18 protein-coding genes and 1 other annotated feature are annotated in these 18,297 nt (G+C 26.6%); of the genes, 14 read left to right on the top strand and 4 right to left on the bottom strand.

The features are described 5' to 3' along the window. The first annotated feature begins 120 nt into the window (after positions 1–120). Positions 121–1,077 (top strand): UV DNA damage repair endonuclease UvsE, encoded by a 957-nt coding sequence (gene uvsE / locus BLP75_RS02050; RefSeq protein ID WP_092722371.1) that lies wholly within the window; start codon positions 121–123, stop codon positions 1,075–1,077. Between the two features lie 8 nt (positions 1,078–1,085). After that, entirely contained in the window at positions 1,086–2,825 is a 1,740-nt protein-coding gene (locus tag BLP75_RS02045; protein WP_170827923.1) for an FUSC family protein, read from the top strand. Between the two features lie 34 nt (positions 2,826–2,859). On the opposite strand, the gene BLP75_RS02040 is transcribed toward BLP75_RS02045, so the two are convergent. Then, positions 2,860–3,408: a TetR/AcrR family transcriptional regulator gene (locus tag BLP75_RS02040; protein WP_092722367.1), complete on the bottom strand. Its 549-nt coding sequence runs from the start codon at positions 3,406–3,408 to the stop codon at positions 2,860–2,862. 333 nt (positions 3,409–3,741) lie between these two features. Continuing rightward, positions 3,742–3,951: a binding site (T-box leader), on the top strand. Positions 3,952–4,158: 207 nt separating this feature from the next. Between BLP75_RS02040 and BLP75_RS02035 the strand changes: the two genes are divergently transcribed. From BLP75_RS02035 to BLP75_RS02005, 7 genes are all read left to right on the top strand, one after another. After that, positions 4,159–4,968, top strand: a complete 810-nt coding sequence (locus tag BLP75_RS02035) for a transporter substrate-binding domain-containing protein (RefSeq protein WP_170139082.1) — start codon at positions 4,159–4,161, stop codon at positions 4,966–4,968. A 20-nt stretch (positions 4,969–4,988) separates the two neighbouring features. After that, entirely contained in the window at positions 4,989–5,711 is a 723-nt protein-coding gene (locus BLP75_RS02030) for an amino acid ABC transporter permease (RefSeq protein ID WP_092722363.1), read from the top strand. A gap of 9 nt (positions 5,712–5,720) precedes the next feature. Next, complete coding sequence (locus BLP75_RS02025) at positions 5,721–6,443, top strand: amino acid ABC transporter ATP-binding protein (RefSeq protein ID WP_092722361.1); 723 nt, start codon at positions 5,721–5,723, stop codon at positions 6,441–6,443. Positions 6,444–6,717: 274 nt separating this feature from the next. After that, a complete protein-coding gene (locus tag BLP75_RS02020; RefSeq protein WP_092722359.1) occupies positions 6,718–7,554 on the top strand; it encodes a DegV family protein in 837 nt (278 codons plus the stop codon). 205 nt (positions 7,555–7,759) lie between these two features. Continuing rightward, positions 7,760–8,029 (top strand): hypothetical protein, encoded by a 270-nt coding sequence (locus BLP75_RS02015; RefSeq protein ID WP_092722357.1) that lies wholly within the window; start codon positions 7,760–7,762, stop codon positions 8,027–8,029. Between the two features lie 39 nt (positions 8,030–8,068). After that, positions 8,069–8,356, top strand: coding sequence for a hypothetical protein (locus tag BLP75_RS02010; protein ID WP_092722355.1), 288 nt, complete (start codon positions 8,069–8,071; stop codon positions 8,354–8,356). A 190-nt stretch (positions 8,357–8,546) separates the two neighbouring features. Beyond that, positions 8,547–9,893, top strand: a complete 1,347-nt coding sequence (locus BLP75_RS02005) for an APC family permease (protein WP_092722353.1) — start codon at positions 8,547–8,549, stop codon at positions 9,891–9,893. A gap of 91 nt (positions 9,894–9,984) precedes the next feature. Here BLP75_RS02005 and BLP75_RS02000 read toward each other — a convergent pair whose 3' ends face one another. Further along, positions 9,985–10,878 carry a LysR family transcriptional regulator gene (locus tag BLP75_RS02000; RefSeq protein WP_092722351.1) on the bottom strand — a complete coding sequence of 298 codons (894 nt, stop codon included), beginning with the start codon at positions 10,876–10,878 and terminating at the stop codon, positions 9,985–9,987. Between the two features lie 214 nt (positions 10,879–11,092). On the opposite strand from BLP75_RS02000, the gene BLP75_RS01995 reads away from it, so the two are divergent. Further along, positions 11,093–12,787 carry an FAD-dependent oxidoreductase gene (locus BLP75_RS01995; RefSeq protein WP_092722349.1) on the top strand — a complete coding sequence of 565 codons (1,695 nt, stop codon included), beginning with the start codon at positions 11,093–11,095 and terminating at the stop codon, positions 12,785–12,787. Positions 12,788–12,939: 152 nt separating this feature from the next. Further along, positions 12,940–14,202 (top strand): YeeE/YedE family protein, encoded by a 1,263-nt coding sequence (locus BLP75_RS01990; RefSeq protein ID WP_092722347.1) that lies wholly within the window; start codon positions 12,940–12,942, stop codon positions 14,200–14,202. A gap of 94 nt (positions 14,203–14,296) precedes the next feature. Here the strand turns inward: BLP75_RS01990 and BLP75_RS01985 are convergent, their stop codons facing one another. Next, positions 14,297–14,827 carry a GNAT family N-acetyltransferase gene (locus tag BLP75_RS01985; protein ID WP_092722345.1) on the bottom strand — a complete coding sequence of 177 codons (531 nt, stop codon included), beginning with the start codon at positions 14,825–14,827 and terminating at the stop codon, positions 14,297–14,299. A gap of 223 nt (positions 14,828–15,050) precedes the next feature. Here BLP75_RS01985 and BLP75_RS01980 point away from each other — a divergent pair, with 223 nt between their 5' ends. Beyond that, entirely contained in the window at positions 15,051–15,239 is a 189-nt protein-coding gene (locus BLP75_RS01980; protein WP_092722343.1) for a hypothetical protein, read from the top strand. Between the two features lie 57 nt (positions 15,240–15,296). Here BLP75_RS01980 and BLP75_RS01975 read toward each other — a convergent pair whose 3' ends face one another. After that, complete coding sequence (locus tag BLP75_RS01975; RefSeq protein WP_170139083.1) at positions 15,297–16,097, bottom strand: class I SAM-dependent methyltransferase; 801 nt, start codon at positions 16,095–16,097, stop codon at positions 15,297–15,299. Between the two features lie 206 nt (positions 16,098–16,303). On the opposite strand from BLP75_RS01975, the gene BLP75_RS01970 reads away from it, so the two are divergent. Then, on the top strand, positions 16,304–17,323 hold the full coding sequence (locus BLP75_RS01970; RefSeq protein WP_092722339.1) for a hypothetical protein: 1,020 nt from the start codon (positions 16,304–16,306) through the stop codon (positions 17,321–17,323). Positions 17,324–17,408: 85 nt separating this feature from the next. Then, positions 17,409–18,296, top strand: coding sequence for an ABC transporter ATP-binding protein (locus BLP75_RS01965; RefSeq protein WP_092722337.1), 888 nt, complete (start codon positions 17,409–17,411; stop codon positions 18,294–18,296). Position 18,297 lies beyond the last annotated feature (1 nt).

Here is an 18,297-nt window from a genome sequence, read left to right as displayed (position 1 = left end):
AAGCATGTTCATATATATGAGAAGTTTGGACGAAATATTATATAAAAATAATAATTAAAGAATAGTAAACAAGAAGACTTGAAAAACTAATTGTATATTGAAAATATTAAGGAGACAACTATGAGAGTAAGACTAGGATATGTAGCAATTGCATTAAATTTAGAAAAGGTAACTTCATCTAGCACATTAACATTTGCTAGGTACTCAAAGCTTAAAGAAGAAGAAAAACTTAAGAAATTAAAAGATGTAACATATTCAAATATAGAAGCATTAGAGCAAATTTTAAATTATAATATAAAAAATAATATTCATTTTTATAGAATTACATCAAATTTAATACCATTAGCAACTCATCCAGAAGTACTTTGGGATTATAGAAAATATTTTAAAGGTGACTTTGAATATATAGGAAAAATTATAAAAGATAGTAATATGAGAGTAGATACTCATCCAGATCAGTTTAATGTTATAAATAGTGATAGAGATAGTGTAGTTGAAAATACAATAAGAACATTAAATTCTCAGGTGGATTTGTTTGAAGATATAAACTATGATAATGGCAAATTAGTAATACATATTGGAGGAGCTAAAGGAGGAAAAGAAGAAGCTACAAAAAGGTTTATAGCAAATTTAAAAAAGTTTCCTTATAGAATAAGTTCAAGACTTATACTTGAAAATGATGATAAAACTTATACAGCTAAAGAAGTCCTTGATATATGTAAAAAATTAAATTTGCCAATGGTACTTGATGTACATCATCATGATTGTAATAATAATGGTGAAGATTTAGGAAGTTTATTAAAAGATATATTTAAAACATGGGAAAATGAAAATTTACCCCCTAAAGTACATTTTTCAAGTCCAAGAGAATTTGAAAATGATAGAAAGCATTCTGATTATATAGATGCTGATAAATTTATAAAATTTCTAGATTTAGCTAAAAAAACTATAGACAAAGACTTTGACGTTATGATAGAAGCAAAACAAAAAGATATAGCTTTAAACAAATTAATGAATGATTTAAAGAATAAAAGAAAAGATTTTAAATGTATAGATGAAAGTACTATAGAACTATAATGGATTTTATGGATAAACAAAAGGCTAAACAATCATTAATGAAAGCTTTATTTATAGTTAGTATGCAAATCATATATGTCAAATTATTTGGGTACAAAAATATTTTAGTAGGGATGATAATGGGAATGGGAACCGTATCGTTTCTTATGAGAGATTTAACAGGAAATTTAGTATACAGAGGTATAACTTTTTTAATTTTAAATATAATACTGGGTATATTTTCATTTTTATCTCCTATAAATATGTGGATAGGGTTTTTTATAAATTTTTTAACTATATTTTTAACTACGTATGTATATATGAACGATTTTAGAAGCCCTACATCTTATATATTTTTAATGTCTTATATATTTATGTGGGCAATTCCTGTAAGTTTGAAAGAATTGCCAGCTAGGTTAGTAGCACTAAACTTTAGCATAGTTCCTATAATACTAGCACAACTTATTTTTAATAAACACAGATTTGAAAATGATTCTAAAAAAATAATAGAAGAAATTATAATTGATATAAATAAGCAAATAGATGATATAACAAATAATACATTTGAAATAAGTGAAAACTTAAAAATAAATAAGAAGATAAGAAACTTATTAGTTTTGATAAGTGAAAAAAGTAGTAACAAGTTTCAAAATTCTAAATATGAAATGAAACAGTTTAATATAGCTGTATATTTAGATAGAATAAATTTAATAATTGGTCATGTTGCTAAAAATAAAAAAGATAAAAAATTTAAAGATGAATATTTATCAGATATAAAAGTTCAAATAAATAATATTAGTTTGTATAATGAAGACTATTCATATATAGAGACTATAAATAAAAATATTGATGAATTTATAAAAAAATATGAAAGTATAAGTGATAAACCTATATTTATATCAGATAGTATACATCTATTAAAGGTATTAAAAATTAATATAAATAATAAAGAAGAATGTAAAGAAAGAAATATTTATAAAATTTATAAGACTGTAAATGTAGCACATAAATTTGAACTTATAATAAGTATGAAAGAAAACTTCAACTTAAACTCTTTAAAAATGATTTATTCATTAAAGTTAGCATTATCAATATCTTTAGCTATGTTTTTAATTCAATTTTTAAATATACCTTATGGAAGGTGGATAGTTATAACTATATATGTAATTATGCAACCATATGAAGAAGATACAGTTATAAAAGCTAAGAAAAGATTAAAAGGAACTTTTATAGGTGTTATTTTATTTTTTAGTATATTTAGTTTAATCCATGATACAATTCCAAAGATGATAGTATTGTTTATTGCATTTTTTTATTATTTTTATTTTAAAGAGTACGATAAAAAGGTCATGTGTATGACTACTATATCTTTAAGTTCTGTTTCTTTAGTTCATTATATAAATATAATATCTATAGGAAGATTAATGTTTATAGCTATTGGAGTTGGATTTGGTCTATTAATTAATAAATATTTTTTACCATATAATATAACCGATTCAATAGAAGAACTTAAATTAAAGTACAAAAATAATGAGAGAAAAATTCAAAAGGAATTAGATAAAGTTTTGAAAGGAAAAGGTAATTTAGATAAACTTATAAAATTAACACTAGAAGAAAGTCAGATAGAAAATAAATTAATAGCTAACAATAGTCGTGCAAAAGATGAAGAGTTAGAAAAAATAATATATAAACACAGTATTATGATGAGTGATGCTAGGTTTTTATTGCTTAGATTTTATCATGAAAAATATATATTGGATAATGTTTAATAAAAAAATTCGCTTCTTGATATGAAGCGAATTTTTATGTTAATCGAGTAACTAAAAATTTAGCTACATTTTCAAATGGAATTTTTTCAGCTTTTAAAAGACCTTGTACAACTAATCCATCAACTATTGCAACGAGTAAAAATGATAGAGCTTCAGCATCTTCTGTGCTAGTTTTTAATATCTCAGATCTTAGTGTTTCTCTCCACTCAATATACTTAACTTTAATCTGTTCTTTTAACTTATCGTTTCCAGTTATAGCCTCACAAAGAACATACATATGTATACGTCCTCTACCTTCTATGGCAGCTATTTTTTCTAATATAATACTAATCATTTGGTCTTTAGAACTATCAGCATCAATTCCTTTTACGCAATTTAAAACTGAATCGGTTATATCCTCTAGGTGCATATTTGCAATATCAGATATCAAGTCATCCTTAGATGAATAGTGATAATAAAGAGTTCCTTTACTTATATCAACAGCTTTTGCAATATCTGCTAAGCTTGTATTTTTTATTCCGTTTTTAGTCATTAACTTAGTAGCAGCTAACAAGATGTTTTCCTTCATGTTGTTTGGCTTCATAAAATCCACCCCTTTAGTAGAATGTAAAATTGTTAAAATTTTAAACTCAATTTTTCATAATATTATATCATATCTATTTAAATCTGAGAACAGAGATATAAAGCTTAAGATTATATAATGAATTAATTTGATTATTAAAATGATGTTTTTGAGAAATGTATGAATTCGTTGGAGACAGGAGCGAATCGACTTTTTTATTAGTATGAATTCATTGGTATAACTATATTTAAGTTACTTATATATAGTTATAATATAATTAAAATTAAAATATATACGAAAAATGTATTGACAATTAATGAAAATCAAATATAATTATATATAAATCTTAATAAAATAAATTCTATGAAAAAGAGAGTAGCAGTAGATGGAGTTTCAGCGAGCTAGGGTTGGTGTGAGCCTAGTAATGAAATTTAATGTGAAGAGAGCTTTGGAGAAGGTTGCTTGAAATAGTAGTATGGTAACCGGTGAGCCTGCCTTAAGGGATAGAGTGGATAAGTTTACTTATCAATAAGAGTGGTAACGCGGATATAATTCGTCTCTTGGTTTTTATAACCAAGGGACTTTTTTAATATAATAAATTATATTCAGTATCATTAATATTGTTTTACTTATCAATAAGAGTGGTACCACGGATAGTTTCGTCTCTTAGCATTTAGCTAAGGGACTTTTTTTGCGGGAATCTTAGCTTTTCATGGAATAGTATTAAATATGAATTATCAATTACTAATAATTATCAAATGGAGGTATAATATGAAAAAATTAAAAAAATCAATAATAACAATGGTTGTAGGAGTTTTAACTTTAGGAATGGTAGGATGTTCATCTTCAAATAAGGGTGATAATCAATTGGAAGGTATTAAAGAAAAAGGAGTTTTAACAATAGGTACTAGTGCGGATTATCCACCATATGAATTTCATAAAGAAATAAATGGAAAAGATAATATTGTGGGATTTGAGATGATGATAGCAAAAGAAATTGCTGATGAATTAGGTGTTAAATTAGAAATTAAAGATATGAAATTTGATGGACTATTAGGAGCGTTAAAAGCTGGAAATGTTGATATGGTTGTAGCGGGCATGAGTCCAACAGAGGAAAGAAAAAAAGCTGTTAACTTTACAGATGTTTACTACAATGGAGAACATACAATTTTAATCAAAGAAAAGAATAAATCTAAATATAAAAATATAAATGATTTAAAAAGTGCTAAAATAGGTGTTCAAAAAGCTAGTTTACAAGAAACTATGGCAAAAGATGTTATTCAAGCAACGGATATAAAATCTTTAAATAAAATATCAGATGTAATATTAGAACTTCAAAATAATAATGTAGATGCAGTTGTAGTAAGTAAAGAAGCTGTAGATGGTTATTTAAAACAATACCCTGAAATTGTAAATTCAAATATTGATTTAGGGGAACAAAAAGAAGAGGGGTCTGCTATAGCTATAAATAAAAGTGATGATATGTCTTTAATAGATTCAGTAAATAAAACACTAAATGAATTAAAATCAAAAAATAAAATAGATGAGTTCGTTAAAGAAGCTACAGAATTAGCTCAATAACATTTAAGGAGGATAATAGTATGGATTTTACATTTTTAAGTAAGTATTCACAATTTTTTATAGACGGAACAAAGATAACTATAGGAATATCATTATGTACATTAGTTTTAGGTTTTTTAGCAGGGACAATAATATGCCTTGCTAGAATATCTAAGAATAAAATAGTAAGTTTTTTAGCCACAGCATATATTGAATTTTTAAGAGGAACACCATTATTAGTTCAAATATATATAATATATTTTGGATTCCCAACTATAGGATTAAAATTTCCTGATATAGGACCTATACCATCTGAATATATATCTGCAATAATAGCATTATCTATAAACTCTAGTGCATACATAGCAGAAATACTTAGATCTGGAATACAGGCTATAGATAAAGGGCAAATGGAAGCGAGTCGTTCATTAGGTTTAGATTACTCTATGAGTATGAGACTTGTAATAATACCACAAGCTTTAAAAAATGTATTACCATCTTTAGCTAATGAATTTATAGTATTAGTAAAAGAATCATCTATAGTATCTGTTATAGGAATTCAAGATTTAATGTATAGTGCTGATATAGTAAAGGGTAATACTTATTTGGCATTTGAACCATTATTAGTAGCTGCAATGATATACTTTATACTTACATTTACATTGTCTAAACTAGTCGGTAGATTTGAATTTAAATTAGAAAACGTGAATGAAAGAAGTCAACGTTCGTTTAAAAATAAGTTTGGACTTAGTAAGGCTTTATAGGAGGATAATATGATTAAAATCAATAATATAAAAAAGAAATATGGTAAAAATGAAGTCTTAAAAGGTATAGATTTAAATATAAAAAAAGGTGAGATAGTTGCTATACTAGGCCCGAGTGGCTCTGGAAAAAGTACATTATTAAGATGTATAAATCTTTTGGAAGAGCCTAATGATGGAGAAATTATTTTTAATAATCAAAATATATTAGATAAAAAATGTGATATAAATCAGGTAAGACAAAATATAGGAATGGTTTTTCAAAACTTTAACTTATTTCCAAATATGACGATTTTAGAAAATATAATATTAGCACCAATTAAAGTAAAAAACATAGACAAAGAAAAAGCTATAGATGATGCATTAGTGTTACTAGATAGAGTTGGTCTTTTAGAAAAACAAAATGCATATCCAGCTCAACTATCAGGAGGGCAAAAACAAAGAATTGCCATAGCTAGAGCATTAGCTATGAAACCGGATGTTATGTTATTTGATGAACCAACATCAGCGCTAGATCCTGAAATGGTAAAAGAAGTTTTAGATGTTATGAAAGAGCTTGCAAATGAAGGAATGACAATGGCTGTTGTTACTCATGAAATAGGATTTGCAAAGGAAGTTGCTAACAAAGTTATTTTTATGGATGAAGGATATGTATTAGAAGAAGGAAGCCCACAAATTATATTTAACAATCCTAAAAATGTAAGAACAAAGCAATTTTTAGATAAAGTTTTATAAACTTAATAAGCATTATTTATATTAAGCCGCCTTTTATAATAAGGTGGCTTAAAAAATGATACATTAATTAAGTAATAAATAGCTTGAGATAAGAAGTACAGATGTTATGAAGTGGTTTAAATTAAGGGGAATTTTTTAATAATTGTTGACTTTTAAAGTAAGTAAATATAAAATAAAAATATAGTCGGTCGGTTAACCGACAAAGTAAATTGGAAATTAACTTAACTTTAGTTTAGTGATAGATAAATAATTTTAAAAAGTGAGGGTTATATTGATGAGTAAAATAAAAATAATAACAGACAGTTCTTGTGATTTAAATAAAGATATAATAGAAAAATATAATATAGGAGTAGTAAGCCTTAATGTATCTTTTGGAGAAGAAACTTATATAGATGGCCAAATGGATAATAATGTGTTTTATGAAAGAATGGCAAATTCAAAAGAACTTCCAAAGACATCTTGCCCATCACCTGAAAAATTTTTTAAGGCTTATGAATGTGAAGAAGACGAAATATTAGTGATAACAATATCATCAAAGCTGTCTGCTACATATTCAACTGCAGTATTAGCTAAAAATATGTATCTAGAGGAAAATAATAAGACAATAGAAGTTATAGATAGTGAAACTGGTTCAGTGGGACATGGTCTTTTAGTAGTAAAAGCAGCACAACTAGCAAATGAAGGTAAAACTTTAAATGAAATAGTTGAAGAAATAGAAAAGTTAAAAAATGATATAGTTTTTTATGGTTCACTTGAAACTTTAGAAAATGCTATTAAAGGTGGTAGAATAAACCCGCTAGCTGGTAAACTTATAAATGCCTTAAACTTTAAGGTAATAATACAAGTAGTAGATGGAATAGTTAAGCCAGTAGATAAAGCTAGAGGTGATAATAATTCTATAAAAAAAGTTGTGGATAGCGTATCAAAAAGAGTTTGTGAAAAAAACAAAAGAGTTCTTGCAATAGGTCATTCTAACTGTTTAGATAAGGCATTAAAAGTTAAAGATATGATGATTAAAGAAAACTCATTTGAAGATATAACTATAAGTGAAGTTGGATCAGTCATGGGAACATATACATCAAAAGGAGCAATACTTATAAGTATATTATAAGATAAATATGATAGATAAAATAAGCTTAATCTTTGATTAAGCTTATTTTTTACGTTAATCTATTGAGGACAAAATTGATACTATTCAAGGTATATATATAGAAAAATAAATAAATTAGTGGTAATATTTGTATGCATACCTTGTATGTTTTGTTATAATTAATAAGATTTCTTATAAACTAAGATAGTATCAAGGGAGGGGTTAAATGAATTTTTTTGAAGTTATAGCTATAGGTTTAATGATATCAATTATATCGTATATAATTGAGGTTAAATCAAGTATAGATATACTCAATAAAAAATTAGATAAAATTTCAGAAAAAGTTGGAATATCTAATGAATTAGATGCAGATTTAAAAAATGAGTTAATTGATTTGATATCAAAAGGAAAGAAAATAAAAGCTATAAAAAAATACAGATATAATACAGGAGCAAAGTTAAAAGAAGCTAAAGATTATATAGAGTCTTTAGAATGATATACTACACTAGATATTAATTAGTGGGGAGGGGTTAACTTGGAGGATACTTTAAATAATAGTAGGCTATTAAGTATGATTATAATAATACTACAAATTTCATATATATTATCATTTTTATTGCTGATTTATAGAGATGATATATATGGTAAATTTGTTATTTGTACATTAATTAACACAGTTTCTTTGTTGCTTAGTATGTATAACTTAAAAGTTAAAAGTAAGAAAAGATTAATACTATTATTTATAACTATGTTTGAAATAGTATTTACAATATATATATATATGATTCCAGAAGCAGGAGTTCCTGCATTAATTACATTATAAACAAACATGGATAAAGAGATTAGAAATTTGCTAGACTCTTTATCTGTAAATAGTATATTTTAATTATTAAATTTTTAATGAAATTATTCTATATAAATAATTATTATGTAGAATAAGTAATATTTATATCTCTTTAAAGTTTAGATATAGTAATATATAAATATGACAAAAAAATAACAAAGGAGTAACCATGAATAAAAAATTATCAACTATTGAAGTTTTTGCAATCATTCTTGGTGCAATAATTGGATGGGGAGCATTTATGCTGCCGGGATCTAAATTTTTAAAAAGTGCAGGAATAGTTAATACATTTTTAGGTCTGTTACTAGGAACAATTTGTATCATAGTGATTGAGCGAAGTTATCATATGATGATGCAAACTAGCTGTGAAGAAGGTGGTGAGTTTTCATATGTATATACTAAACTAGGAAAAAATCATGGATTTGTTGTAGGATGGTTTTTATCTTTAGCATACTTAACGATGATTCCATTAAATGCTAGTGCATTTCCTCTTGTTATAAACAAAATATTTAATGGAGTTTTAGAATTTGGATATTTATATACTATAGCTGGATACAATGTTTATATTGGTGAAATTTTAGTATCTTTCATAATAATCTTACTTTTTATGGTAATAAATATGAAAGGAATAAAAGAAACTGGTAGAGTTCAAACATATATTATATTTTTACTTATAATATGTGTTATAAGTGTATTTTATGGAATGATAAAAAATGCAGGTGTTATAAGCATTTCAAGAAATTACATATTAAATTATAAATTTAGTTTAAAAGAAATACTTCAAGTTTTTGCAATAACTCCATTTTTATTTGTAGGATTTGATGCCATACCTCAGCTTGCAACAAATTTGGGATTTGGTAATAAAAAGGCATCAATGCTAGCAATAGTGTCTCTTTTTATCGGAACGCTTATTTATAATTTACTGAATATAGCAACAGGTCTTGCTTATAGTCCACAACAAGCAAGTAGCTTAGATTGGGCCCTAGGTAGTGCAGTAATGAACTATATCGGAAAATTTGGATTTTTATTATTAATAATAGCTTTAGGTGCTGCTGTTTCAAGTGGTATAAATGGATTTATGGTATGTAGTAGTAAACTAATTGCAGCTATGGGAAGAAAAGGTGTTTTATCTTATAAATTTAGTGAAATTAATAAAAATGGTGAACTAGGAAATAGCATTTTATTTGTTAGTATAATAAGCGCTGTTTTAGTTATGTTCGGAAGAGAAGTTATAATATGGATAGTTGATATGTCTTCTTTAGGAGCTTCAATTGCATATTTTTACGTATGTTTAGTAACATTTATGAATCAAACTAAATTTAGTAAAAAAGTTATATCATTTTTAGGTATATGTGTTAGTTCATTATTTATTATATTACTTTTATCACCATTTTCACCTGCTAAATTATCAACTGAGTCACTAATAGCTTTAATTAGTTGGTCTTTTATAGGAATAGTATTTTGGTATAAACACAAAGAAAAAGAAACTTTGATTAAAAAAGTGCAGGTTCGTTAAAGAGCCTGCACTTTTTACGTATTAAGTAACGGACGAAGTCGTACCCCATGAAAGTTTAACGCACCAAAGTAGCTTAAGTGAAACGAATTTCTTAATAACAAAAACATCTATGACCAGATGTTATAAAATCTATAAATGATTTTTCAAAGCTTTTAAGGTTATAGTCAGTTCTATAAACAAGAGAATAACTGCATTGCATAGATAGGTCTTTTATAAATATTTTTTTTAAATACTTATCATGTAATTCATGTTTTACTACTAATTCTGGCAAAAATGCATAGCTTTCATTATGCATTAATGTTCTTTTTATTGCTTCATCAGAATTTAATGAAAATAATATATTTAAATCATTAAATTCTAAGCCATGAGCTTTTAAATCCATAGAGATTGAATCGTTAATTATTGAACCAGACTCTCTTGTTACAAGAGGGAGATCTTTTAATTCATCAATTGAAATGTTTGAAGTAGAAACGTTATAATCACAAACTAGAACAATATTATTTTTAATTATAGGCACTTCTGTCATGTCTGATATAGGACTTATTGACTGAACAATACCTATATTAATTTCTCTATCTCTTAGTTTTTTTAATACTTGGCAAGATGTCATACTTAAAATATTAATATCGATGTCATCATGTATTTGTTTAAAAGTATAAGCGCTACAAGGCAAAGCATAATCAGCTAAACTAGAGCATGCACCAATAGTTAAGTGTTTTTTTAGACCTTCTAATTCTTTGAGTTCTTTTTTCATATTTTCTTCTATGGCTATAATTGATTTTGCATAGTTAAAAACTATTTCTCCCTCTGGTGTAAGTGAGACACCTTTATTGCTACGTTTTAAAAGCGTTTTTCCGATACTACTTTCAAGTGATTGTAATTGAAAACTAAGTCCAGGTTGGCTGAGGTGTAACTTTTTTGCAGCTACTGATATACTATTACATTTTGCAGTAATATATAGAGCTTTTAGATAATTTATGTCCATTGTAACCTCCAAGTTAATAAATGTAGTTTACTTTATAGATACAGTTTAACGTATAACCAAAGTATTAACAATGCTTTTAGATTTTGTTAAATATAAGATAAATTTATTGTACTATAAAATATCCTTATTTTACGCGAAGTACAATGAATGTTAAAATATAAACATAAATGTTAAAACATAGACAAAGTATGGGAGATATATTAGGAGGATAAAAATGAGTAAAAAAATATTAATAGTAGGTGGAGTTGCTGGGGGTGCATCAGCAGCAGCAAGAATAAGAAGATTAGATGAATCAGCTAATATAATAGTATTTGAAAAAGGACCACATGTATCTTTTTCAAATTGCTGTTTACCGTATCACTTAAGTGGTCAAATTGAAAATCATGAAGAACTTGTTCTTATGACACCAGATAAGTTTTTTAATCAATATAATATAAATACACGTATTTATAATGAAGTATTATCAATAGATAGAGAAAATAAAAGCATTAAAGTTAAAAATGTTGTAACAGGAAAAACTTATGAAGAAGGTTATGATAAGCTTATTTTATCGCCAGGGGCAAACGCTATAGTACCTCCAATAGAAGGAATAGAAGATGCAAAAACATTTGTTGTAAAAAATGTTGTGGATATTGCCAAGCTAAATCAATTTATAACTTCAAAAAATGCAACAAATGTATCTGTAGTTGGTGCAGGATTTATAGGGATGGAAGTTGCTGAAAACCTAAAAGAAGCAGGGTACAATGTAACTTTAATAGAAGCTGCTAACCAAGTAATGAGAACTTTTGATGAGGATATGGTTCAAATACTTCATAAAGAATTATTTGACCAAGGTATAAACTTAATATTAGGAGATAAAGTAACTAAATTCAATAATAGTGATATAGTTTTAGAATCAGGTAAAATAGTGCAATCAGATGCAGTTGTAATGGCCATTGGAGTAAAACCAGAAGTTACGTTAGCAAAAGAGTGTGGTCTTGAAATTGGTGAAACGGGTGCTCTTAAAGTTGATTCAAATTATAGAACTATAGATAAAGATATTTATGCAGTAGGAGATGCAATAGAAGTAACAAATGCTATTTCAAGAAAAATTCAACACCTTCCATTAGCAGGACCTGCTCAAAAACAAGCAAGAGCAGTAGCTGATCATATATATGGTTTACCAGTTAAAAATACTGGATATATAGGTTCTTCTTGTATAAAGGTATTTGATTACAATGCAGCTTGTACAGGATTAACAGAAGCACAATGTAAAAATCTTGGAATAAATTATGATAGTGTATATGTAATACCTCAAGATAAAGTTGGATTAATGCCAGATAATAATCACCTTCATTTTAAATTAATATTTGAAGTTCCAACAGGAAAAGTATTAGGGGCTCAGTCAATAGGTAAAGGAAATGTAGATAAACGTGTAGATATAGTTGCAACATTAATTAAAATGGGTGGAGATATAGATGATTTAAGAGATTTAGAACTTTGTTATGCGCCACCATTTGGTACAGCTAAAGATGCAGTAAATCATGCAGCACTTGTAGCACTTAATATTATGAACAATACTTTCAAACAAGTTCATGTAAGTGATGTCCGTAAATTGGTTGAAGAAAATGCATACATAATAGATGCAAGAGAAAAAAATGAATATGAAGAAGGGCATATAATAAATGCTGTAAATATACCTCTTAGTGAAATAAGAAATAGAATAGATGAAATACCTACTGATAAGCCAGTATACATTCATTGTCGTAGTGCTCAAAGAAGTTACAACGCATCAGTTTTATTAGGACACTTAGGGTTTGAAAATATCTACAACATATCAGGAAGTTTCTTAGGAATATGCTTCTATGAATACTTCAGAGATAAATCAGAAAATAGAAAGCCTATAGTTACAAATTATAACTTCAAATAAAATAATTTAAATATATAAGTTCTAGTTTGATTTTCATATAGCGGTATCTTTTTTAAGTGATATATCAACTATTAAGAAGCTAGCTGATAAGTTGAATTTTAAATTAGAACTTATATAAATTTATATATATAAATATAATGGAGGGAATTATCGTGAAAAAAAATACAGAATATACTATTGGATTTGTATTACTTTTTGCAATTCTAATAATCGGAAAAATAAACCTTAGTAGCTCGATTCTATTTTTTAGATTAATTGCAGGGTTAGGATTAGGGTATGCTCTTACAAGATCGTTCTTTGGATTTGCAGGTAGTGTAAATAGAAGTTATAGAGCGGGATCTACAAAATTAATGAGAACATTAATGATGTTATTTGTAGGAACTGCAATAGTAAGTGCATGTTTCTTTATAGGTCAAGATGTTACTCAATATGATTTATGGGTTAACCCTATTAATTTAGGACTTATATTAGGTGGAATAATATTTGGTACTGGAATGGCATTTTCTAGTTGTTGTGCATCAGGGGTACTTACAGATGTAGTAACAGGTATGCCTCGTGCATTAATAACGCTTGTATTCTTTGGAATGGGTGTATATGTAGGATTCCCACTTCAAAGTTCAATTCCTTGGGTAAGCAATACATTAATATCAACTGAAACATTTGCAAATGGGGTATTTTTACCAGATTTATTCAAATGGGATGGATTAGAAGGTTATTTAGGAGCATCAATATTAACTATTATTTTTGCTTGTATAGTGGTTTGGATAGCTAAAATATATGAAGATAAAAGAAAAGCAAGAAACACGTATAGCGGAGTAGATACAGAAATTATTCAAGATGAAATTTATAAAGATGAAGAAACATTTAAGTTAATTAGTCAAAGCACTTATGAAAAATTATTTGTAAAACCATGGACATTAAAAATGGGAGCAGTTGTTATAGGCGCAATATTTATACTTTTAATGGGGATAACTAAAGCCGGATGGGGAGCTTCAACTCCTTATGGATTCTGGTTTGGTAAGTTACTTATATTATTTGGTATATCTCCTGAAAGTGTAGCTGCTTTTGCAGGTAAGCCAGTTGATATGTTTACAATGCCATTTTTCGAAAATCAAGTAAATGTACAAAATATAGGTATAATATTAGGCACACTTGTGGCATTACTTTTATCAGGAAGCTTTGTTAAGACTTTTAAAGAAGGCTTATCTATAAGTTTTAAAGAAGGATTAATATATGTTGTTGGTGGTTTTTTAATGGGATTTGGGACAAGACTATCAAATGGATGTAATGTTGGAGCACTTTATACACCGATAGCTAACTTCTCTTTATCTGGATGGATATTCTTAGTATTCTTAGTTTTAGGTGGAGTTTTAGGAAATATAATTTATAAGAAACTAATGACGTCTAGATCTTAGAAAAATTTAAAATATATATAAATAAAAAGGCTATGTTTAATAGCCTTTTTTTGGCAACGGAAGAAGTCGTTGGCGCCATGAAGTGTAGCGAATTTTATACTAAAAATGCATCTGAATAAATAACAACTCCATTAACATTATCTAAAGCATTTTCAACAAGTTCTAATGCCATAAATGAACTATCAGGTACTTCAAATGGTGCAGATATACGGTATTTACTAGCTTTTTCGAATCCAAACTTAGGATAATATTTATCATGTCCTAATACTATTACAGATTTAAATCCAATATCTTTTGCTATTTGTAAGCTTTCATTTATAAGTTTATTTCCTATACCTTTATTTTGATACTCAGGAAGAACTGATACTGGAGCTAATGCTAAAGATTCAGTTTGTGTATTTTCATCTTTTATATTTATTTTAGTAAGCATTATATGACCTATTATTTTGTCATTATTTTTAGCTACTAAAGAAAGCTCTGGTATAAATTCTTTAGATTTTCTTAATCTATTTACTAATATATGTTCAGTGTGATCTGTGTGCTCAGCATTTTTAAATGCTTCTTCAACAACTCTTTCAACTTCATTATAATCTTTAATTTCTTCTTTATGTATAGTTAAATTCATTATTTAGTCTCCTTACTTTTTAAATTATAAATACAATTATATCATTAAAATGTAAAAAATTTATTGTATAGATTAATTATAATTAAATGGTATTTATATTATTATTACCTTATAATACTTAAATTAATATTAATTACTAACTATAAAAATATGTATTTTGTAAAAAATATATATGAAAGTACATTAACTAATTTAGATAATTATATAAAAGGAGACATTTATAATGAGAAAAGGACTAATACCAGTGGCATTAGGAACTATAGTAACTACAACAGGGATACTTTTAGACTCTAAACAAAGTAAATGTAATTTATGTGAAAGAAATGATTACACTAGTTTAGTTGGTACATTTTTAGTTGGATTAGGAGTGGCACATATACTTCTTGGTGGCATAGATATAGCTAGAGACTAAATTACAAAAAAGTAGCAATAAATAAATTATTGCTACTTTTTTTACAATCTATAAAAACTATCTAACTATAAAGTGAATGTGTTCTGTGGAATTTCTATACTCATCCAGCTCACAGGTGTGTTTGCACAAGTCAACTAAATTGTTATAGCATTTTTTATCTTCATTGTGCATTTTAATTACGTCACTATGAATTCCAGAAGCAAATCCTTCCGCTCCAAAATATGTTATTATTTCAAGACCACATTTCTCAATTTCTTTTTTAGCTCCAAATGGTGTAGCAACGTATGTTTCTGTAAAAGAGTCATCTTTACTCCAAGCATTATCAACTAACAATTTTGAGAAATTTTCAATATTAGCATATTCAAAACTACACTCATGTATAGATGATTTTATAATACCTAATCCATTTAAATATGCAATCATAGCAAATCCATTATCTTTTAAAATTCTTTTTATATTTTTTAGTACATCTAATCTTAAGGAATCATCCGTTATATGATACATTGGTCCCATTAATAAAACTACATCAAATGAATTATCATCAAATTTACTTAAATCTGTACAATCACCACAGATATATTCATCAGCTTTCAGATTAATGTCTTCTATATTACTTTTAGCAAGTTTTAATTGCTCCTTTGAAATATCATACAATGTTACATTATACCCTTTTTTTAATAATTCTATTGAATATCTACCTGGACCGCATCCTAAGTCTAAGACCTTTCCAGTATTTTTAAAATATTTATCAATCATATGTAATGTAGTTTGAAACTCAATATTGTTATATGGATTTGAAAGTCTGTTTAATTCTAATAAAACGTTTTCATTGTAGTACTTCTTTACAACATCCCTCATAGTTATCACCCTCATATTATACTTTTTTATAATTGTAGTACTAATACATCTTTTTAGCAATTCTATTCATAAAAAAAATTATTTATGTTTAATTTAATTATTAACAATTAATAAAAAGTATTTAAGGTTTATTTAAGGTTAAGTTTATAAACAGTTAAACTTGAGATTATATACTTGATTCATGATAAAGCGAAAGGAGAAATAAAATGCTTACATGGGAAATTAAAAAAATTATAAAAGAAAAAACGAGTATTATAGCATTAGTATTATTAGCAGTTATGTTTTTACAAATAAGTTTTATTAAACCAATGCTAGAAACGCAAAATGAATATTTTGATGAAAGTAAAAAAGAGTACTTTATAGATAAAAGAGATAAAGAGGTTATAGCTAATGAAAAGCTACAAAATAAGGTTGAACAAATTAATGAAATAATTAAGTCTATACCATCTGATGGACAAACAAAGGCGTTAAGCAAAATGTCAAACGAGAAAATTAAGCTAGATGATGGTAGTAAGTATGAAAATGTAGATTTTTATAAAGTATTTTCTTATAGAGTTGATTTTGGTCTATCTATAATGATTATGATAATAATTTTAGTCATGATTTGTTCTAATTTATATGTGGATGAGCAAATATCAAATGTATCAACTATAATGCTGTCATCAAAAAATAAGAATAAAGCATTAAATTCAAAACTATTAATAGCAGTATTTTTACCTGTTATATTATACGGAGTATACATTTTAGGAACAGGGATAATAACTTATATTCAATACGGGAAACCACTTAATGGAAGCCTACAAGCATATAGAATATCTGATATAGCACTATTAATAAAACCATTAACAATTAATCAATATGTTATAAATCAAATGGTAACATCAGTATTTATGCTAATGGGTATATCTCTAGCTAGTTTACTTAGTTCATTTATAAGCGATAATTCAGTAAAATCAATAGGATTATCAGTTGGATTTATAGCATTAGGAAAAATATTAACTATGTTTAAGTTTTTACCAACAAAGATTTTACAACTATTAGGTATAAGTAACTATGTAGATGTAATTATGGGAATGGGTAAGATAAGTGGGTTTTACAATGGAAGTATAAATATAATGTCAAAATCATTAGACTTGTCAAATGTATGCTTAGCAGTATATGCATTAATAGTAGTAATTGGAGTGTTAGCAAATATTTATTGTATTAAAAAAGTTTTAACTAAGTAGATTATAAATTTACACATTTAGTTAAAAAATATTGATTTAAATTAGTGAAATTTAATTTATATAAAAATAACAGGAGGAATTAATAATGAACGTATTAGAATTAAAAAATGTAACTAAAACATATAAGCATAAAAATGCTAATGAAAATATAAATTTAACTTTAGAAAGTGGTGTTTATGGACTTTTAGGACCCAATGGTGCTGGTAAGTCTACTTTAATGAAACAAATGGCTACTATAACAAGCCCAACATCTGGCAAAATATTATATAACAATAAGGATGTTTTAAGCTTAGATGAAGAATACAGAGCAGTAGTAGGTTATTTACCACAAGACTTTGATGCATACAAAAACTTTAAAGCAAAAGAATTTTTAATGTATATGGCAGCTTTAAAAGGAATGGATAAAAAAGAAAGCAAAAAAAGAGTAGATGAATTATTAGAATTAGTAGGACTATCTCAAGTTTCAAATAAGTTAGTATCTAAATTCTCTGGTGGTATGAAAAGAAGAGTAGGAATAGCTCAAGCTCTTTTAAATAATCCTAAAATATTAATACTAGATGAGCCTACAGCAGGTCTTGATCCACAAGAAAGAACTAGATTTAGAAATCTTTTATCTCAAATAGGTAAAGATACTATAGTTATACTTTCAACTCACATAATATCTGATATAGAGTCTGTAGCAAAAGAAACTATAATGATAAAAGATGGGAAGGTATTACTTCAAGGAACTCATAAACAAATACTTGAAGATATGAATGGTAAAGTATATACAGTAACAACAACTGATGAAAGTGTTATAAATGAAATACAAAATAAATTTAAAGTGGTTAGCATAAACCGTGGAATAGATAATACAAGTATAAGATTTATAAGTGAAACTAAGCCAAGTTATGAAAATATGGAAGCTACTAATCCTAGATTTGAAGATGTTTATATGTTCTACTTCGAACTAGAAGATGCAAGGGAGGTATAAT

It is taken from the genome of Romboutsia lituseburensis DSM 797, from assembly GCF_900103615.1.
Taxonomy (GTDB): domain Bacteria; phylum Bacillota; class Clostridia; order Peptostreptococcales; family Peptostreptococcaceae; genus Romboutsia_F; species Romboutsia_F lituseburensis.
This window is presented reverse-complemented; position numbering and strand designations above follow the sequence as displayed.